Origin of the sequence: Kitasatospora sp. NPDC059571 (assembly GCF_042735675.1) — a bacterium.
GTDB lineage: Bacteria > Actinomycetota > Actinomycetes > Streptomycetales > Streptomycetaceae > Kitasatospora.
In genome coordinates, this window is sequence record NZ_JBHWBW010000024.1 from 1 (window position 1) to 16925 (window position 16925).

Below are 16925 nucleotides of genomic sequence, written 5' to 3' on the forward strand. Positions count from 1 at the left end.
CCCCCCCCCCCCCCCCGCGGGGGCGCCCGGGGGGTGGGGCGGCCGCCCCGCCCCCCCGGGCGGCGGGCGCCCCGCCCCCGGCCGCGCCGGCGCGCGGGGCCGGCGGCCGCGGCTGCCCCGGGCTCGGTCGGGGGTATGCCGCACAGGTCGGCCGCGCGGCCTGGTTCGTCCGGGTCGGGGCCGGCCGGGTCGGGGCCGGCCGGGGGGTCGAGGCGGAAGGTCGCCGTCATGGTGTCACGCCTTTCCGGAGGCGGGGCGGTCTGGTCGCCGCCCGCGCCCCCGTCTGCCGCCTCGTCAGTTGCCGTAGTGGTTGTTCGACGTGATGTCGCTGTCGATCGCCTTCACGGCGGTGTCGAGGGTCGACCTGACGTCGGCGCCGTTCATGATGTCCTTGGCGGCCTTCTCGAAGCTGGTCGAGATCACCGGGTACCCCGGGGTGGCCGGCCGGGCCAGCGCGAACTTCTGCGACAGGACGGCGAACTGGTGCAGCGCACCGTTCCCGCCGAAGTACTTCGAGGCGGCGCCGGCGCTCGCGGTCGCCGGGATGACGACCTGGCTGTCGGCGAAGTCGGTGAGGTACTTGTCCTGGAAGCTGAACTCCAGGTATGCCCGGGCGCCCGCCGACTGTGCGGCGCCGCAGGAGGTGGAGATGCCCCACTGCCAGGAACCGCCGCCGATCCTGGGCCCCTTGCCGAAGTCGACGGGCGGCAGGATCAGCAGGTCCGAGCCGACCTTCTTCAGCGCGTCCTGGGCGTTCCAGACGCCGGTGTAGCTCAGCGCCACCTTGTCGTCGATGAAGTTCTGGTTGCCCACCGGGCCGTTGCTGTTCGCCCAGCCGTTCTTGAACACCTTCTGGAACCAGGTGAAGAACCGCACCGAGTCCGGCCCGTTGAGGACGCCGTCGGCGGACTTCATGCTGCTGCGGTCGATCAGGTCGCCGCCCGAACTCTGCAGCATCGGCGAGTACGCGTAGGGCCACCACTCGCCCTTGTCGGCCGCGCCGAGGTCGAGCGGGGTCGCGTAGCCGGAGGCCTTCAGCTTCGCGGCGGCGGCATCGAACTCGTCCAGGGTCCAGGGCCTGTCGACGGTCGGGATGCGGATGGCGTTCTTCTCCAGCACGGACTTGCGGGCGAAGATCGACAGGGCGGCGTCCCAGTAGCCGGCGGAGTAGACCGTGCCCTTGTACCGGCCGACCGCGGTGGGCAGCAGCGTGTCGGTCAGCCCGGCCGGCAGTCCGAGCGGCTGCAGGTACCCGGCCCAGGCCCAGTTCGGCGTGATCGGGCCGTCCATGTCCAGCAGGCAGGGCAGGTTCCGGGCGGCCGCCGCGGCGGTGATCGCGTCGTTGTACGAGCCCTGCGGGAAGCTCTGCTCGACGACCCGGTACTTCGTCTGCGAGGCGTTGAAATCGCCGATGATCTTCTTGTAGACGGCGAGCTCTCCGGGGTTGCCCGCGGAGTGCGTCCACATGGTGATCTGCGTCGGGCCGTTTCCGGACGACACGCCGTCGTGGCTCGCCTTGGCACAGCCGGTCAGCGTGACCGTTCCGAGGAGGCCCGCCGCTGCTACGATTGCGAGGGGATTGCGCACAGGTGGTCCCTTTCGCGGAGCCGACTTCCAGGTCGGCTCCGATGTGATGGCAGCTGCAACTGCCATTGATTGCCGTGGGTCCGCCGCCGTTTCTCAGTTTCCGGCCGGGATCGGCGGTGGGCCCACGGAGTCCCGACGGATCATCGGGCAGTCCATGAGGAGCGGGGAATCCCGGTCGGATTCCCGCAGACCGAGAGCGACCTCCATCGCCCAGCGGCCCATCTCGTAGTGGGGCAGCGCGACCGTGGTGAGCGGCGGGTCCAGCTCCGCGGCGATCAGCTGCTGGTCGTCGTAGCCGACGATCGACAGGTCCCCCGGGATGCTCAGACCACGATGATGGGCCGCGGTGTAGGCACCCATCGCCATCCGGTCGTTGAAGCAGAAGACCGCGGTCGGACGGCGCTCCGCGGGCAGGTCCAGCAGTTCCGCGGTGGCCGCCCGCCCGCCCCAGGCGTCGGTCCTGCCCCGCACGTGCAGCGCGGGATCGGGCGCGATCCCCGCCTCGGCGAGCACCTGGAGGTAGCCCTGGTGGCGCAGCCGGGAGGCGACCACGTCGTCCTGCTCGGGCGCGTCGACGTAGGCGATCCGCCGGTGGCCGGCGGCCACCAGCTCCCGCGTCGCCGCCACCCCGCCCTGCCGGTCGTCCGGCACCACGGCGGGCCAACCACCCTGCGCCGGACGGCAGTCGAGGAACACGGTGTCGGCCGGCAGGCCCGCCGGCACCTTCACCACCCGGTGCCACATCCGGGCGTAGACCATCGCGTCGACCCGCTGTCCGGTCAGCGCCCGGATCGCCTGCTGCTCCTGCGCCTCGTCGTCGTCGGTGTTGACCAGGACGACGAGGTAGCCGTGCTCCCGTGCGGCGTCGTTGGCGCCGGCCAGCATCCGGCCGGCGAACGGGGTGGTGGCGATGGTGTCGGAGATCAGTCCGATCATCCGTGTCCGCTGGGTGCGCAGGCTGCGCGCAACCGAGTTGGGGGCGTACCCGATCGCCTCGGCGGCCGCACGGACCCGGGCCTGCGTCTGCGGCGAGATCCGGTCGGTGCCCGCGCCGCTCAGCACCATCGACACGGTCGCGGTCGAGACACCGGCAGCGGCCGCGACATCGGACATCCGCACCCTGGCCATCGCGACCTCCACCCCGCTTCATCTCGGTTTAATCGATTAACCGACGCGAAGTGAGTATGCATTCCCCCCGTTACACGGTCAAGGGCTACCGGCCGGTGCGTGACCGCAACGCAACCTCGGCCCGCGCAACCCCCGCTCTCGCCCGCGCCCTCGACCCGACCCCGGCTCCCGGACCGGACTCGGCACCACGGGCGGCGGGGGCCCCGGCACAGCGGGACCTCCTGGCCGCCCGTGGCCGGTGGTTCTAGCGCGGCGGGACGGCGCCGTCGTAGACGTTGTCGGGCGTCGCGATCTCGGTGATCGCCCGGGCGAGGAGCGTGGACGGCTCCTGGCCCTGAACGGAGATGTCCGTGTTGATCATGATCACCAGGGTGGCGCGCTGCGAGGGCAGGTAGACCGTCACCGTCTCGTAGCCCGGGATGGAGCCGTTGTGCCCGATCCACCCGCCGGTCTCGAAGATGCCCAGGCCGTAGCTCGTGCCGGGGAAGCCGGTCGGCAGTGTCGTGAGCCGCTCCCGCTGGGTCTCCGGGCGGAGCAGCGCGCCGGTGGCGACGACCTCGGCCCAGTGGCGCAGGTCGTGCAGGTCCGAGATCATCGCCCCGGCCGCCCAGGCCCAACTCGGGTTCCAGTCCGTGGCATCCTGGACCTGGCCGCTCAGCGTCTGGTTGGTGTAGCCGCGCGGGTGCGGCTCGGGGAACTCCGCCCCGGCCGGGAACAGCGTGTGCCGCAGACGGGCCGGCCGCAGCACCCGCTGCCGGATGAAGTCGGCGAGGCCGCGGCCGCTGACCCGCTCGATCACCAGGCCGAGCAGCACGAGATTGGTGTTGGAGTACTGGAACTGCGCGCCCGGCGCGAAGGTGTTCTCGTTCTTGAAGCCGTAGGCGAGCACCTCCCGCGGAGTGAACGAGCGGCTGGGATCGCTCTCCAGCGCCTTCGCGAAGTCCGGGTCTGCGGTGTACGGGAACAGGCCGCTGCGCATCCCGGCGAGCTGACGCAGCGTGATGTGGCGTCCGTCGGGCACGCCGTGGACATAGGCGGAGATCGGGTCGTCCAGCCGGATCCGACGGTCGTCGACGAGTTCGAGCAGCGCCGTGACCGTGAAGGTCTTGGTCTCGCTGCCGATCCGCACGAAGACATCGGTGCTCATCGGCCGGCCGGTGGTGGTGTCGGCGACCCCGGTCGCACGGACGTAGCTCCCCCGGCCCGGCATCCACAGCCCGACGACGGCACCCGGGATGCCCGCCTGCTGCCGGACGTCCGCAACGGCCGCGTCCAGCCGGGCGGCCAGCTCCGGGTCGAGACCGCCCGACGGGTGGCCGCCGTCCCCGTGCCGGTCCGACGGGGTGGCGTACGCCGCCGCGGCGTGGGTCGCCGTCAGCGGGGCCAGCGCGGAGGCCGCGAGCAGGGCTTTGGCGAACGCGCGGCGGGACGGGGAGGGTCTCATGCGGGGGGCGCTCCTCTGGGGCGGGGACTCAGACGGCCACGTCACCATCCGGCCTCCGGGCGGAGGTCCCCGTCCGCTGCGCACTCCGGCGAGTCCACCCGTTCGGCTCTCCGCCGAGGGCCCGGCCCGTCGGCCCGGGCCATCGGCCGGGCCATCGGTTGGGGCACGTCAGCCGCGCCATTAGGGTGATCCGGGATCCATCCATCAGAAGGCGAGGCCCCGGCCGTGCGGCCATCCGAGCTCCGGACGACACACCTTGACGGAGTGTTCGCTGCCGACCCGTACGGCGCCTGCGCCGCGCTGCGGGCCAAGGGCGCCGTCCACCGGGCCGTGGCCCCCGACGCCGAGCCGCTCTGGCTGGTCACCGGCTACGAGCAGGTCCGCGCCGCCGCGGCCGACCCCCGCCTCGCCCTGGACAAGCGCCACGCCCGCAGCCGGGGCGCAGCCGGCGACTCCCTGCCGCCGGAGCTCGACGCACATCTGCTCAACAGCGACGGCGCCGACCACGCCCGGCTGCGCCGGCAGGCGGCGGCAGCCCTCGGGCCGCGGCGGGTCGCGGGGCTGCGGGGCGGGATCCAGCGGAGCGTGGACGCACTCCTCGATCCGCTGGCGGAGCGCGGCCGGGCGGACCTGGTCGCCGAGTTGGCAGTCCCGCTGTCGATGGCGGTGATCTGCGACCTCCTCGGCGTCCCCGCCGCCCACCGAGTGGACTTCCGGGCCTGGACCGACACCCTGCTCTCGCCGGACCCCGGGGCCCCCGCCCGCTCGCGCGAGGCCATGGGCGCCATGCACGGCTTCCTGACCGACCTCATCGCGGACAAGCGCGCGGCCCCCGCGGACGACCTGCTCTCCGAACTCATCGCCGCCGTGCCGAGCGGACAACTGGCCGAACACGAACTCCTCGCCGCGGCCTTCCTGTTGCTCTTCGCCGGCTACCACAACACGGTGGGCCTCATCGCGGAGACCGTGCTGACCCTGCTGACCCACCCCCACCACCTCGCGGCCGTCCGCACCGGGGACCTCACCCTCGGCGCGGTCACCGAGGAAGTCCTGCGCCGGGACCCGCCCGCCCTGCTGGCCGTCCGCCGCTTCCCCACCGAGGACCTGGACATCGCCGGCAGCCGGATCGCCACCGGCGACCGGGTATGGCTCTCCTGGGCCGCAGCCAACCGCGACCCCGCGGCCTTCCCCGCCCCCGACACCTTCGACCCCCGGCGCCAGGGCCCACCCCACCTCGCCTTCGGCCGCGGCCCGCACTTCTGCCCCGGCGCCGCCCTCGCCCGCACCGAGAACGAGATCGCCGTCGGCACCCTCCTGCGCCGCTTCCCCCGCCTCGCCCTCGCCGCCCCGCCCGAAACGCTGCCCCGACTGCGCTCCCTGCGCAGCCGCAGCCTGACCGCGCTCCCCGTCACGCTCTGAGCGGGCCCTTCGAGGTTTGGTCGCGTCGGCCTACGGGTTCACGGACGCGGATGCGGAGGAGCTGACCGCCGGCCGGGACTGGTGAACGAGGACGGGGAGGTCACCTCCGACCAGAGTGCCTGCCGGAGCCAAAGGCTCCTCCCCGTACGACCTTTGGGAGGTCCACCTCAGCCAACCTGCCCCGTCGGCCGCACCGTGATGTGGTTGATGTCCACGCCCGCGGGCTGGTTGATGGCGAACACGATGGTGTCCGCGATCTGCTCGGCGGTCATCGTGGCGGCTGCCTCGGGGGTGCCGCCGCGGCCGTGCCAGAAGGGGGTGTCCACGATGCCGGGGGCGACGACGGTGACGCCGACTCCGTCCTGGCCGACCAGGAGGCGGGTGTTCTCGGCGAGGGCGTGGGCGGCCCACTTGGTGACGGAGTAGAGGTTGCCGGGGGTGTGGCGGACGCCGGCCACCGAGCCGATGATCACGATGCGGCCCTTGGAGGTCCTCAGGTGGGGCAGGGTCTCCTGGATCAGCAGGGCGGGGCCCAGGACGTTGGTGAGGATCATGGCGCGCATGTCGTCAGGGGTGTGGGTCTCCAGGTTGCCGGGCAGGGAGAATCCTGCGTTGGCAATGACGTTGTCCAGCCGGCCCCAGGTGTCCAGCACGTGGCGGACGGCGGCGGCGACGTCATCCGCCTCGCCGGCGTCGCCGGTGATCGTCAGCAGCCGCTCTCCCGCCCCCGCGGTGGCGGCGAAGGCGGCCAGCTTGCCCGCGTCGCGTCCGGTGACGGCCACGCGGTGGCCCTGCTTGAGCAGGGCACGGGCGGTGGCGGCGCCGATTCCGGTCGAGCCACCGGTGATCAGCGTGACGGGTTCCATGGGGCGGCCTCCTCGGCGACGGGGTCATCGGGGCAGAGCGCCTGCACTATACCCAGCGATCTTCGACGCTCGCTCCCGCCTTCTCCGGCAGCTACGATCCTGACTGCAGGTCAGGAGCCGGACACTGCCCCGCCGATCAGTTGAAGGGGCTCCGGCCATCGCCGTAGCCGTGCCTGCCTGCGGGAACGAGGCATTCGGCATGCCGTCCCGGAGAGGGTCGACGAGGCGGCCGGTCGCCGGAGGTGCGGCGGCACCGGTGGCCGGCCGCCCGGTATCGACAAGGAGCGGTACAAAAAGCGCGCGATACCGTCGAGTGGGCGATCAACCGGCTGAAGGACGTCCGCGCGGTGGCCGCCAGGTACGACAGACGCGCCTATGTCCCACCTCGGGAGCGTCACTGCCCGCGGCCCTCATGATCCGGCCCCGCTCGTGATCGCCAGGACACCGTCTAGTCGAAGGTCAGCAGGATCGCCACCGTGTTGCCCTCGGCGTCCAGGCACTCGGTCGTGTTGGAGCCGTCCGGGTCGGCCAGGACGCCCAGGACCGTGCCGGTGCCGTCCTCGTCGGGGATCATCAGCCAGTCGTTCGCGAAGTCGCCCTCGACCGGCTCCACCGGCCAGTCGGCCGGGTCCACCGAGGCGCGCTGGAGCATCTCGCGGAGGTTCTCCAGCCTCCAGCTGTCGCCCTCGGCGGCACGTGCGTGCAGGGTGGCCCAGGCACGCTTGAGCATCTCGGTGCCCGGCTCGATCCAGCTACTGCTCGGGTTCGCGTGCACCACGGCCAGGCCGGACGGGGTGGCGACGCGGTCGCCCCACTCCTGCGTCCGGACCGGGACGGTCTCACCGGGGTGCACCAGTACTGCCACCGGAACTCCGGGTGCGGTCTCACGGGAGATCAGGTAGACGGGCGTCCCGCCGGACCGCATCGGAAAGCCCCCGCCCTCCGGCCCCAGCGGATCGTAGATCGTGCCGTCCCCCGCGGCCCCCTGGACGAGGCCGAGCCGCTCGATCCGCCAGCCGTCGAGGGTCCGCGTGCCCTCCGACGGATCGGCCAGGGCCGTGCTCACCGCGGGCATGTACTCGTACTCGTCGTCATCATCGTCGTAGGACATTCGATCACTTCCCGGAAGTCGTCGGTACCGGAGAGCGTAGACCGCGTCACCGACACGCCGATCCCGCGGTGCCGGCCGCCGCCGCAGGCACCTGCTGCGCCTGCACCGCGGTGAGACGGGGTGGGGAGATCTCCTGCCGTCCGTCCTGATTTTGCACGAGGACGGCCTGCGGCCTGGCGGGCGAGCCGGTGATGCCCGCCAGGAGCATGTCGAAGGCTTCCGCGTGGCGGACGTTGATACTTCGCTGCACCAACGCCCTGCGATCAAGAGCTGAGGCTGGTGCAGTTCTGTCAGAGCCCCAGCCCCACGCCATGCTCGGCACGGTCAACGAGGACGCCTTCTGGCAGCTCATCGAGGATTGCAGGCCCACGGGAGACGATCCTGGCAACTGCTCGCGTACGGGCGGCCGCAGGTGCCGAGCTCGGCCTTGCGTGTGTCGAAGTGCTCCTCGAACTCGCTCCACTCAGTGGGGGTGGGGCCGGTATGCGCCCTCTGGCCGCGGAACGCACCGTCGGCGCAGGTAGGCCCCTGTCGGCCGGGAAGCGAAGGAGCCGGCGGCGGTCACGTCCTGGCCCGATCAGGCGCGCTGCTCAGTCGGCCTCGTAACGGACCTCGACCGAAAGCGCTCCCCACGCCGCAGCCAGGTGCACCGGATCGATGACCACGGGTGCACCGTCGGCCCCTGCATTGCCGTCCGGACGGAAGTGGACCGTCGTCCCGGTCTCTTCGCTGCCGGGGATGGGTACCAGGTCGGTGACCGGCACGCCGTGTTCGTATCGCTGCGTCCAGGCGCCGTTGCGGCGGCGGTTGGTATGGACGAGCCACTCGCTCAGTGCTGCGACGACGGAGATACCACGGCGTGGATACCCGTCGGGAAGTAGCTGCGCGTCGGGAGAGTCGAAGAACCGCAGGTCCTTCGTCGACATGACCGGCTTCTTCACCACGCGGCCACGGTCGTCGACACGAGTGGCGGTACCGCGACCGTCGTCGCACACAGACACCGAGCCATCGCGGTGGAAGGTGACAACGCACCGCCCGCCGTTGTTGGCCTCCGCTTCGTCAGCCGCATAGGCGATGACCTCAAGAACCAGGTGTTGCAAGCCGCCGGGGGTGAACGTGGCCGGCTCGCGGCGAATGCGTGCGAGATGGTCGCCGTCCACGGCGATCGCCCAATCATGCGTCGTCTCGTGCCGCAGATTCGTTGGATTGTCCATCCGAACAGTCTTTCAACTGGAGCTGGAGGACCGTAGCCCGTTCCCCGAAGTCGGACCCTGACGGCCTTTGAGACACGCCTGGTAGTCCCGTACGACGTCGTCGAGCACCGCGACGTGGCCGGCGGCGCTCTGGAGGCCGAGGGCGGCCCAGCAGCGCCGCACCCCCGGCTGCACCCGACCGAGTCTGCTGGTGCCGGCCTGGCGCCGACCGGCTGCCGGCGGAGGGCCGCCCCCGAAGGCCTGGCACCGCCGGGGTGCCCGCGATCACTCGCCCTGGCCGGCGCTGCCCATCGGGCCGATCCTCACCGGGGATCCGCTGCCGTCCGTGACGGGCAGCGAGCCGGCGCCCGGCCAGGGCAGGGTGACCGAGTGGGTCTCGTCCGGCGGGGTCACCACCAGGCCGGTGATCCGGACGCCGGAGCCGCCCGAGGTGTTCGCCGGGTAACTGATACCGAAGTACGTCGACTTGCCGTTCTTCACGACGCCCGCGATGACCGGCTCACCGGAGCGCTTCGCGGACAGCGTACCCGCGGAGGTCTTCAGGTCGACGCCCGCGTACCCGGCGAGCGTGCAGTCCTTGCCGCTGTGGTTCTTCAGCTCGACCACGACGGTGTTGTCGGCGTCGCCGCTGATGGTGCGGTCGGCGGCGGTGATGGCGAGGTCCGCGGTCCGGCACTTGGCGGGCTTCCCGGACCCGGTGGAACCGGCCGGCGCGGCGGTGGTCGGCGTGCCGGCCTTCGCCGAACCGCCCGACGCAGGACCGCCGGAGGTCGGGCCCCCGCTGGGGGAGGCGCCGGTGGGCGCGGTCGGGGCACCCGCGGCGGTGCTCGTCCCGTCGTCCTGGCAGGCGGTGAGCGAGAGGGCGGCGGTGACGGCCAGGGCGGCAAAGGCGAGCTTGCGGACGCGCATGGTGATTCCTCCGGGCGGGGCGGCGGTGCTCGGTGCGAGCGGGTTTCCGAAGTCCAGGACCGCCGGCCCGGCCGAGCCGTTCCGCTCGGCCCGCCCCCAGGACACGGCTGTGACATGAACGGCCGCAAGCAACCCGAGCCGGGCCCGCCGTGCCGTGCCGCACCCCGCCCCCGACCTGCCCTGACGCCGGATCACACCGCAACCCACATCACAGGAACCCGACGCCGACCGGCGGGACAGACCCGTGACCCGGACCGGCTTGACCGCCGTACGTGACCATGGCAGCACGGCAGGCTCGGTCCTAGTTCCAGTGCACGCCGCCTACCGCGATGAGCACGGGCTGCTGCCCGGCGGCGTCGCGCTCCAGGCGCGCCGGCGGGGACCCGACGCCGCGGCCGATCGCCGGTCAGGGCCGGTAGTAGGCCTCGATCGGCGCGCGTGCCTCGTCGAACAGGGCCGGGCCGTCCTGGGGCACGGTCGGCCAGGCGCCCGACTGCGGGTTGAGTTCGACGAGTTGCTCGGTGGAGAGGGCGTGGACGACGCGGCCGAGACCGGAGCGGACGATGCCGCCGGCGCACATGCCGCACGGCTGGCAGCTGGTGTACATGGTGGTCCGGGCCGCCGTGGGCCCGTCGAGTTCGCGGGCCGCCCAGCGGGCGAGCTTCAGTTCCGGGTGGGCGGTGATGTCGTTGTCGCGCCGCACCGTGTTGTGGGCCTCGACCAGGATCTCGCCGTCCGGACCGGCCAGCAGGGAGCCGTACGGCGCGTCGCCCAGGGTGACGGCGTGGGCCGCGATGGCGATCGCGCGCCGCAGCAGGGCCTCGTCGGCGGGGGTGATCACGGTGCTTTCCTCCAGTGTGCGGCAACATCGGTGAGGGCCTGCCAGGCCGTACGGGACCGGCGGGTCTCCTCCGGGTCCCCGTGGTAGGGGTCGAGCACGACAGTGTCGGCACCGAGCCGGCGGAGCTGGTCGAGGTCGTCGACGATCTGTTCGATGCTGCCCACGCCGGCGAGCCGCTCGGGGCCGTCGACCGGCCCGGCGGTCACCCGCAGGGCGATGCGGGGCGCGAGCGCCGGCAGCGCGTGCTCCGCGAGGGCCGACCGGAGCCAGGGTACGGTCACCCGCAGCGGGTGCCAGGCATCGCCGAACCTGACGGTGCGTCGGATCGCCGCATCACTGTTGCCGCCCACCCAGATCGGTACCGGGGCGGACCCGCCCGCGGCCCCCGTCCCCCGGGCCTCGCGGAGGACGGCCAGGCACTCGTCGGTGAGCCTGCCTCGCGCGGTGAACGGCACGCCGAGGGCCTCGAACTCCTGCCGTGCCCAGCCGACACCCACTCCGAGCACCAGTCGGCCGCCGCTGAGCAGTTGGAGATCGGCGGCCATCCGGGCCACGAGCAGCGGATGGCGGTACGGCAGCACGAGGACGGTCGTGCCCAGCCGCACCCTGGTGGTCAGGCCGGCCAGCCAGGACAGCGTGGTGAACGGCTCGTAGAACGGCTCCGGGTACCGCTCGGCCACGTCCGGGGTGACGGCCACGTGGTCCGACACCATGAGGAGGTCGAAGCCGAGACCCTCCACCGTCCGCGCCCACTCGCGGAGCACGCCGGGATCGGTGCCGGGGCCGAAGTTCGGGACGTTGACGCCAAGTTGCATGATCCGAGGCTATCTCGGCGATCGTGGATTCTGAACGGACTTCTCCCGGCGGGCAGAGCCTTCTCCCGCGACTTTCCCGGTAGATTCGCACCATGACCGTGAATCTCGACGACGTCGACTGGGCGATCATCGGCCAGTTGCAGCAGGAGGCCCGGATCTCGCTCAGCGAGCTGGGGCGGCGCGTCAACCTCAGCCCGTCGGCCACCACGGAGCGGGTGCGGCAGCTGGAGACGCTCGGCGTCATCTCCGGGTACCGCGCCGTGGTCGACCTGGCGAAGGTCGGCTACCCCGTGCTCGCCGTCGTCCGGCTGAAATACCCGGGCAACCACCACCAGCCGCTGCGCCGGCTGCTCGCCGAGCGGCGGGAGATCCTGGAGTGCCTGCGCACCACCGGCGACGACTGCTACACGCTGAAGGTGGCCGCGACCTCGATGGGGCACCTGGAGATCCTCATGGACGAACTGGCCGGCTTCGGCAGCACCACCACCAGCGTCGTCTACAGCCAGACCCTGCCCTACCGCGGCCCCGACCGGCCACGACCGACGGCTGAGGCCTGACCGCCGCAGCAACACCGCTGAGGCCACACCGCTGAGCCCTGTCCGCCGACGGGTCAGGAGAAATGGACGGCTCAGGAGAGGTAGTCGGCGAGTCCGGCGGGCCGCAGACCGGCCGCGTCCGCGGCGGCCAGGGCCCGCGCCAGGTCGTCGGCGAGGGTGTCGGTGAAGTGCAGCAGCACCACGTCGCCGGGGCGCAGCGGCCCGCCGTGGTACACGGTGGACGCACCCCGGCTGAAGTCGGCGGTGGCGGTCATGACGGTGCCGATGCCGCAGTTGGCGGCCGCCTGCAGGGTGTCGGCGTTCCAGGCGAGGTACGGCGGCCGGAACACCTTCGGTGCGGTGCCGGTGCGGCGCAGCACGGCGTCGCGGCCGCCGCAGATCTCCGCCTGCTGCTCCTCGGCGCTCAGGGTGGTGAGGTCCCGGTGCGAGACGCTGTGGTCCTGGACGGAGGAGCCGGGGACGGCGGTCACGCTGCGGAACCAGTCGGGGTCGAAGCCGAGCGGCATCGGCAGCGGGAAGGCGGTGACGGGCACTTTCCGGTCGGCGATGAGGGCGGCCGCCTCGGGTGTGCGCTGCCAGCCGTCGTCCGTGGTGATGAAGACGACCGGGTCGGTGGTGGGGACGTTCCACAGGGCGCGGGCCGGGGCCGGTGCGGGGCCGTCCACCCGGACGTCGTCGGCGGCGTACGCGCCCTGGCCGTACCAGCCGTGGAGGTAGAGGCGGACGGAGGTGGTGGCCGTGCCGGTGGTGAAGGAGGTGGTGAGCTGTCGCCATTCGCCACGGGTGTCCGGGGTCCAGGCGGGCGCGACGTCGTGTCCGGTGCCCTCGGCGCCGAGGAAGACGTAGGCGCCGCGCACCCAGGCGGAGACGGTGTAGGTGGTGCCGGGCCGCACGCCGAGGACCTGCTCGCAGCGCCCGGTGGAGTCGGGGCCGGACGGGGTGACGGCGAGGGCCGAGCCGCCGCTGCGGGCGGCGCTGCCGAGGGCGGCCTCGCCCGCCGTGCACTGCCAGCCGGGGATGGCACCCCAGTCGTCCAGGGGCAGCGCGGGGATCTCGAAGCCCGGGTTGGTCGCGAGGTTCGCGGCGGCCTGGGCGTCGGCGTGCGCGCCGGAGGCGAACGGGCCTGCGAGGGCCAGGGCCGCGCCTGTCGCGCAGGCGGCGAGGCGGTGCAGAAGTCTGGACACGGAAGATCGCTCCGGGGGAGTCGGTGACGAGTGGAGGAGACTCCCCGAGGGAGGGGAGGTCGCGCCGCCCGACCGCACCCGGACCGGCATCCCCTGTCCCGGACGGGCCCGCCCGTCAAGAGGTGACGGCCCATCAGCAGCGCAACCCGGAACGGGGATGCCGGGCGGCCCCTTGGCGCTGGAACATGTCACGCAGGCCGGCCGGCCTCCTCCTGGCCGACCGGCAGCCGACCGGCAGCCGGCCGACCCGTGCGTGCCCGGGCTGCCTCCGGCGATCAGGCGCGGGCGCGGGCCGGGGCCAGCTGGTCGAAGCAGTAGTAGACGGCGAGCAGGGCATGGGTCGCGAGCATCGCGACCGGGCTGATGTAGGCGAGGGCGATCGTCGCGGTGTAGCAGAGGCCGCCGATGCCGAAGCGGCGCATCGCGGAGCGCAGCGCCTCCGGCGGGATCGGGGCGTGCAGGTTGCGGGCGTCGCGGGTGAAGGCGAGGAAGAGCAGCGAGAAGGCCAGCCCCATGGCGACCATGGTGGCGGCGTAGATCGCGGCCGCCGTGTGGGAGTCGCCGTGGCCGGCGGTGAGGTAGGTGGCGAGCAGGCGGGTGGGGAACGGGATGACGGACACGGTCAGCAGCAGGAAGAGATTGGCGAACAGGGTGCGGCGGTCGACCCTGCGGGCGAGCGCGCACATGGCGTGGTGGTTGATCCAGATGATGCCGATGACGAGGAAGCTGACGAGGTAGGCGAAGTAGGCGGGCCACTGGTGCGCGAGGGCGTGCCGCAGGGACTGGCCGTCCAGGGCGTCGGGCTCCGGGACGTTCAGGTCCAGCACGAGGAGGGTGATGGCGATGGCGAACACGCCGTCGCTGAAGGCCTCCAGCCGTGCCGTGCTGAAGTCGGTGGCGCGCGGGGGCGGCGCGGGGGCCGGGCTGGGCGAGGGGTCCGGTTCGGCGGTCACGAGTGCGTACTCCCAGGGGGTCGGACAGAGGTCTGCGGTCAGCGGACGGCCGCCGCGGGTGGGCCGGTGTCACCCTGTCAGGCGCCGGGTCCGACGCGGTCCTGCGGGGTGCCGATGTCGTTGATATCGCGGACGGCGGACACATCGGCCGCCGGGTGTTCCTCGCGCGGACTCGTGTCGTCCGCCGGGGGTGCGGCATCGTCCGCCGGGGGTGCCGGGACCGGCGGCCCGGAACGGACCTGGCGCAGCCACTGCGGCAGCCCGGTCACCCCGAGCACCAGCTGGGTGAGGAACAGGCACAGGAATCCGCAGGCGACCACCAGCCGGACGAGGAACGGCCAGTCGTTGTCGTCGATGAGGACTCCGGTGTTGGGTCCCATCCGGAGCTGCAGGTGCCGGCCGTCCGGGTACAGCGCCGCGGCGTTGCGCACCTGCTCGCGGGGCTGTCCCCGGAACTCCCAGTGGTAGGTGCAGCGGTAGCCCTTGGTGTTGCCCTCGTCCCCGTAGTAGTAGGTGGAGCACCCGGTCACCTCGGCGGTGACCGGGACCGTCGGTGTGTGCAGCGACTCCCAGACCAGGACGGCGCTGTGGGCCGGCCACAGGGTGAGGGCCAGACCGAGCACCGTGGACGCCGCGAACCCGACGTACATGCGGGCCTCGTGGCCGTCCCTGCCCCGGAAGGGCCCCAGGTCCAGGGCCGCGGCCAGCCCGACCGCGAGGGCCGCCAGCCCCAGGTCGGCCGCCCATCGGCCCGTCGTCATCCCCGTCCCGCCCCAGGGCCAGAGCTGCCGGCCGAGGAGCGCTGCCGCCCCCGGTGCGAGCAGCGCCATGACCGTCCAGGCCGCCACCCGCGCGTGCCGCCGTCCCCGTGATCCCCCGTCACCCACCGTTCTTCCCCCGTCCTCCGGCCCCCGTCCGTCACGCCCATGGTGCACCCGGCCTCCGACAGGTGGCGAGGCAGATTGGTGCGGCGGCCGGCCGAGCGGGCGCCAGGACCGGGAACCGGCCCGCGTCCCGCGCACGTCCGCAGTACCGAGAAGCCGAGCGACCGGAAGGTTCCCGTGCAGAGAACGTCCGTGCCGACCCCACCACTCCCCCGGGAACGGGACCACAGCGTTCTGATCGGCTGCCTGCCGATCGCCGCCGGGGTGGTGCTGGGCGTCGCGGCCACGACCGCGGCCGGTGCGATCATCACCGACTCCTGGGCGTACTGCACGGGCATGTCCTCGGGCGAGGCCGTGCAGGCCGCCGATTCCGCACGGACCGCCCTCATCGGCACCGCACCCCTCTATCTCGCAGCCGAGGTGGCCGGCTTCCCCGTCGGCTTCCACATCGCCTGGCGGTACTTCGGCACTCACGCGCTCCGGATCAGGGTGGCGGCCGCCGTCGCGGCGGGGCTGCTCGTCCTCGGGGGCGCGTTCGGTGCCGACCTGGTGATGAACGTCGGCCCGGAGGGCGGCAGGTACGTCCATGCGCTCTGCCCGGACGGACGCCCGCCCTGGTGGCCCGACTGGCTGCCGCTGCGGACGAGCCGCAGCCCGGTCGACTTCAAGGACCGAGGCTGAGCCCGTCCGCCCCTGCCGGCGGCCCACCGGCAAGGGACCGGCCGAACCGTTCACCGGCGACGTCTGGTTCGACCAGGTCCACGCCGGCCAGGAGCCCCGCCCGGACCCGCCTGAACGTGGCCCCTTCTCGGCCCGGTAGCCGGCCCGGTCAGGTGGCGGCGGGCTCCACGATGACCAGGGTGCCGTGGCTGCCGGGGCGCACGGCGTGCAGGGCACCCGCCGGCACCAGGTACAGTTCGCCGGCCCGTACCGTCACCTGACGACCGTCCACCTCCAGCTCCAGCCGGCCGTCCACCACCAGCAGCGCCTCGTCCTCCCGGTGGCTCTCCGCCGCGAGCGGGAGCCCGTCCATCCGCAGCACCTTCACGTCGGCCGCCGCCACCCGGCCCAGCCTGCGTGAGTTCCACGCCTGCGTCAGACCGGCCGCGGTCCCCACCAGATCAACCGCACTCACCGCACACCCCTCCCCCGGGGCCGGACGTCCCGGCCCCCGCCCCGACCCGCGGAAGCGGGTACGGCGAAACGCTACGCGGCCGGGAGGACGAAGTGGTCGACCGTTTGGCAAAGCCTCGCGTGCACGGCAGCACGCCTCGCGTCGGGTGCCCGCCGGTTCGCGTCGGTGCTCCGCAGGCCCCGCTACCCCGGGTGACCCGGAGCCGCTCGCCCGGGGTCGTCCGCTTCGGCGGCCGACGCGGCCAACGCGGCCAACTGCGGCCAGGTCGCGGCGAAGCCGGGGTGGAGGCGCAGCGTGCCGATCTCGGCGGGGGTGCACCACCGGTAGGCGGCGCCCTCGCCGTCGCCGCGGCTCAGGTGGAGCGGCTCGGCGATCTCGGCGATGACGGTGTGGTAGGCCCAGCCGCCGTGGTCGTCGACGAAGGTGGCGAGGTGACGGAGGGCCGGAAGGGTGCCGGTCTCCTCGGCGAACTCCCGGCGGGCCCCGTCCCACGGGCTCTCGCCGGCGCGCAGCGCGCCGCCGGGAATGCTCCAGGTGCGGCCGTGGTGGACCCGCCAGGAGCGGCGCTGGAGCAGGTACCGGCCTCCGTGGCGCAGCAGGAGTCCCGCGGCGCCGTGCGGGCCCCAGTGGAGGCATCCGCGCCGGTCCCGGACGAATCCGTGGCTGCTGTCGGCCAAGGCAGTCTCCTGTGTGCGGTGCGCCGCCGAGCGGCGGACGGTTGCGGCCCGGTGGCGGTCACTCGTGAGCCGAGGTGATTCCATCGCAGGCCGCCGCCGGTGGCAACCGGCTTCTGCGCAGGCCGGTGGGGGCCCCCCCGCGCGCGGGGCGCCCACCGATGGGGGGGGGTCTCCAAACCATGCAGCGCACACGGGGGGTCG

18 protein-coding genes are annotated in these 16925 nt (G+C 73.0%); 3 read left to right on the plus strand and 15 right to left on the minus strand.

Translation table 11 applies throughout. The annotated features are described in order from the left end of the window. Positions 1 to 294 precede the first annotated feature (294 nt). The 3 genes from ACFV0G_RS05185 to ACFV0G_RS05195 all read right to left on the minus strand — a co-directional run bounded on the left by ACFV0G_RS05185 (position 295) and on the right by ACFV0G_RS05195 (position 4159). Positions 295 to 1500, minus strand: a complete 1206-nt coding sequence (locus tag ACFV0G_RS05185; protein WP_380541851.1) for an extracellular solute-binding protein — start codon at positions 1498 to 1500, stop codon at positions 295 to 297. 180 nt (positions 1501 to 1680) lie between these two features. Continuing rightward, a complete protein-coding gene (locus ACFV0G_RS05190) occupies positions 1681 to 2715 on the minus strand; it encodes a LacI family DNA-binding transcriptional regulator (RefSeq protein WP_380541854.1) in 1035 nt (344 codons plus the stop codon). A gap of 244 nt (positions 2716 to 2959) precedes the next feature. Next, on the minus strand, positions 2960 to 4159 hold the full coding sequence (locus ACFV0G_RS05195; RefSeq protein WP_380541857.1) for a serine hydrolase domain-containing protein: 1200 nt from the start codon (positions 4157 to 4159) through the stop codon (positions 2960 to 2962). A gap of 264 nt (positions 4160 to 4423) precedes the next feature. On the opposite strand from ACFV0G_RS05195, the gene ACFV0G_RS05200 reads away from it, so the two are divergent. Then, on the plus strand, positions 4424 to 5578 hold the full coding sequence (locus ACFV0G_RS05200) for a cytochrome P450 (protein WP_380541860.1): 1155 nt from the start codon (positions 4424 to 4426) through the stop codon (positions 5576 to 5578). Positions 5579 to 5745: 167 nt separating this feature from the next. Here ACFV0G_RS05200 and ACFV0G_RS05205 read toward each other — a convergent pair whose 3' ends face one another. From ACFV0G_RS05205 to ACFV0G_RS05235, 7 genes are all read right to left on the minus strand, one after another. Beyond that, positions 5746 to 6444 carry an SDR family oxidoreductase gene (locus ACFV0G_RS05205; RefSeq protein WP_380541863.1) on the minus strand — a complete coding sequence of 233 codons (699 nt, stop codon included), beginning with the start codon at positions 6442 to 6444 and terminating at the stop codon, positions 5746 to 5748. 448 nt (positions 6445 to 6892) lie between these two features. After that, entirely contained in the window at positions 6893 to 7555 is a 663-nt protein-coding gene (locus tag ACFV0G_RS05210; RefSeq protein ID WP_380541866.1) for a hypothetical protein, read from the minus strand. Positions 7556 to 7601: 46 nt separating this feature from the next. Beyond that, on the minus strand, positions 7602 to 7925 hold the full coding sequence (locus tag ACFV0G_RS05215; protein ID WP_380541869.1) for a hypothetical protein: 324 nt from the start codon (positions 7923 to 7925) through the stop codon (positions 7602 to 7604). A gap of 220 nt (positions 7926 to 8145) precedes the next feature. Beyond that, positions 8146 to 8769, minus strand: a complete 624-nt coding sequence (locus tag ACFV0G_RS05220) for an ATP-binding protein (RefSeq protein ID WP_380541872.1) — start codon at positions 8767 to 8769, stop codon at positions 8146 to 8148. A gap of 264 nt (positions 8770 to 9033) precedes the next feature. Beyond that, complete coding sequence (locus ACFV0G_RS05225) at positions 9034 to 9678, minus strand: DUF4232 domain-containing protein (RefSeq protein ID WP_380541875.1); 645 nt, start codon at positions 9676 to 9678, stop codon at positions 9034 to 9036. A 406-nt stretch (positions 9679 to 10084) separates the two neighbouring features. Continuing rightward, a complete protein-coding gene (locus ACFV0G_RS05230) occupies positions 10085 to 10519 on the minus strand; it encodes a nucleoside deaminase (RefSeq protein WP_380541878.1) in 435 nt (144 codons plus the stop codon). Further along, positions 10516 to 11334: an LLM class flavin-dependent oxidoreductase gene (locus ACFV0G_RS05235; RefSeq protein WP_380541881.1), complete on the minus strand. Its 819-nt coding sequence runs from the start codon at positions 11332 to 11334 to the stop codon at positions 10516 to 10518. Before ACFV0G_RS05235 ends, ACFV0G_RS05230 begins: the two co-directional genes overlap by 4 nt. 92 nt (positions 11335 to 11426) lie before the next feature. Here ACFV0G_RS05235 and ACFV0G_RS05240 point away from each other — a divergent pair, with 92 nt between their 5' ends. Beyond that, positions 11427 to 11891: an Lrp/AsnC family transcriptional regulator gene (locus ACFV0G_RS05240; protein WP_380541884.1), complete on the plus strand. Its 465-nt coding sequence runs from the start codon at positions 11427 to 11429 to the stop codon at positions 11889 to 11891. Positions 11892 to 11962: 71 nt separating this feature from the next. Here ACFV0G_RS05240 and ACFV0G_RS05245 read toward each other — a convergent pair whose 3' ends face one another. The 3 genes from ACFV0G_RS05245 to ACFV0G_RS05255 all read right to left on the minus strand — a co-directional run bounded on the left by ACFV0G_RS05245 (position 11963) and on the right by ACFV0G_RS05255 (position 14876). Then, on the minus strand, positions 11963 to 13075 hold the full coding sequence (locus tag ACFV0G_RS05245) for a polysaccharide deacetylase family protein (protein ID WP_380541887.1): 1113 nt from the start codon (positions 13073 to 13075) through the stop codon (positions 11963 to 11965). 275 nt (positions 13076 to 13350) lie between these two features. Next, complete coding sequence (locus tag ACFV0G_RS05250) at positions 13351 to 14028, minus strand: TMEM175 family protein (protein ID WP_380541891.1); 678 nt, start codon at positions 14026 to 14028, stop codon at positions 13351 to 13353. Positions 14029 to 14105: 77 nt separating this feature from the next. Further along, positions 14106 to 14876 (minus strand): hypothetical protein, encoded by a 771-nt coding sequence (locus ACFV0G_RS05255; protein WP_380541894.1) that lies wholly within the window; start codon positions 14874 to 14876, stop codon positions 14106 to 14108. Between the two features lie 228 nt (positions 14877 to 15104). Between ACFV0G_RS05255 and ACFV0G_RS05260 the strand changes: the two genes are divergently transcribed. Further along, entirely contained in the window at positions 15105 to 15593 is a 489-nt protein-coding gene (locus tag ACFV0G_RS05260; protein WP_380541897.1) for a hypothetical protein, read from the plus strand. A gap of 148 nt (positions 15594 to 15741) precedes the next feature. Here ACFV0G_RS05260 and ACFV0G_RS05265 read toward each other — a convergent pair whose 3' ends face one another. Further along, positions 15742 to 16047, minus strand: a complete 306-nt coding sequence (locus tag ACFV0G_RS05265; RefSeq protein WP_380541900.1) for a cupin domain-containing protein — start codon at positions 16045 to 16047, stop codon at positions 15742 to 15744. Positions 16048 to 16229: 182 nt separating this feature from the next. Further along, complete coding sequence (locus ACFV0G_RS05270) at positions 16230 to 16724, minus strand: NUDIX domain-containing protein (protein ID WP_380541903.1); 495 nt, start codon at positions 16722 to 16724, stop codon at positions 16230 to 16232. Positions 16725 to 16925 lie beyond the last annotated feature (201 nt).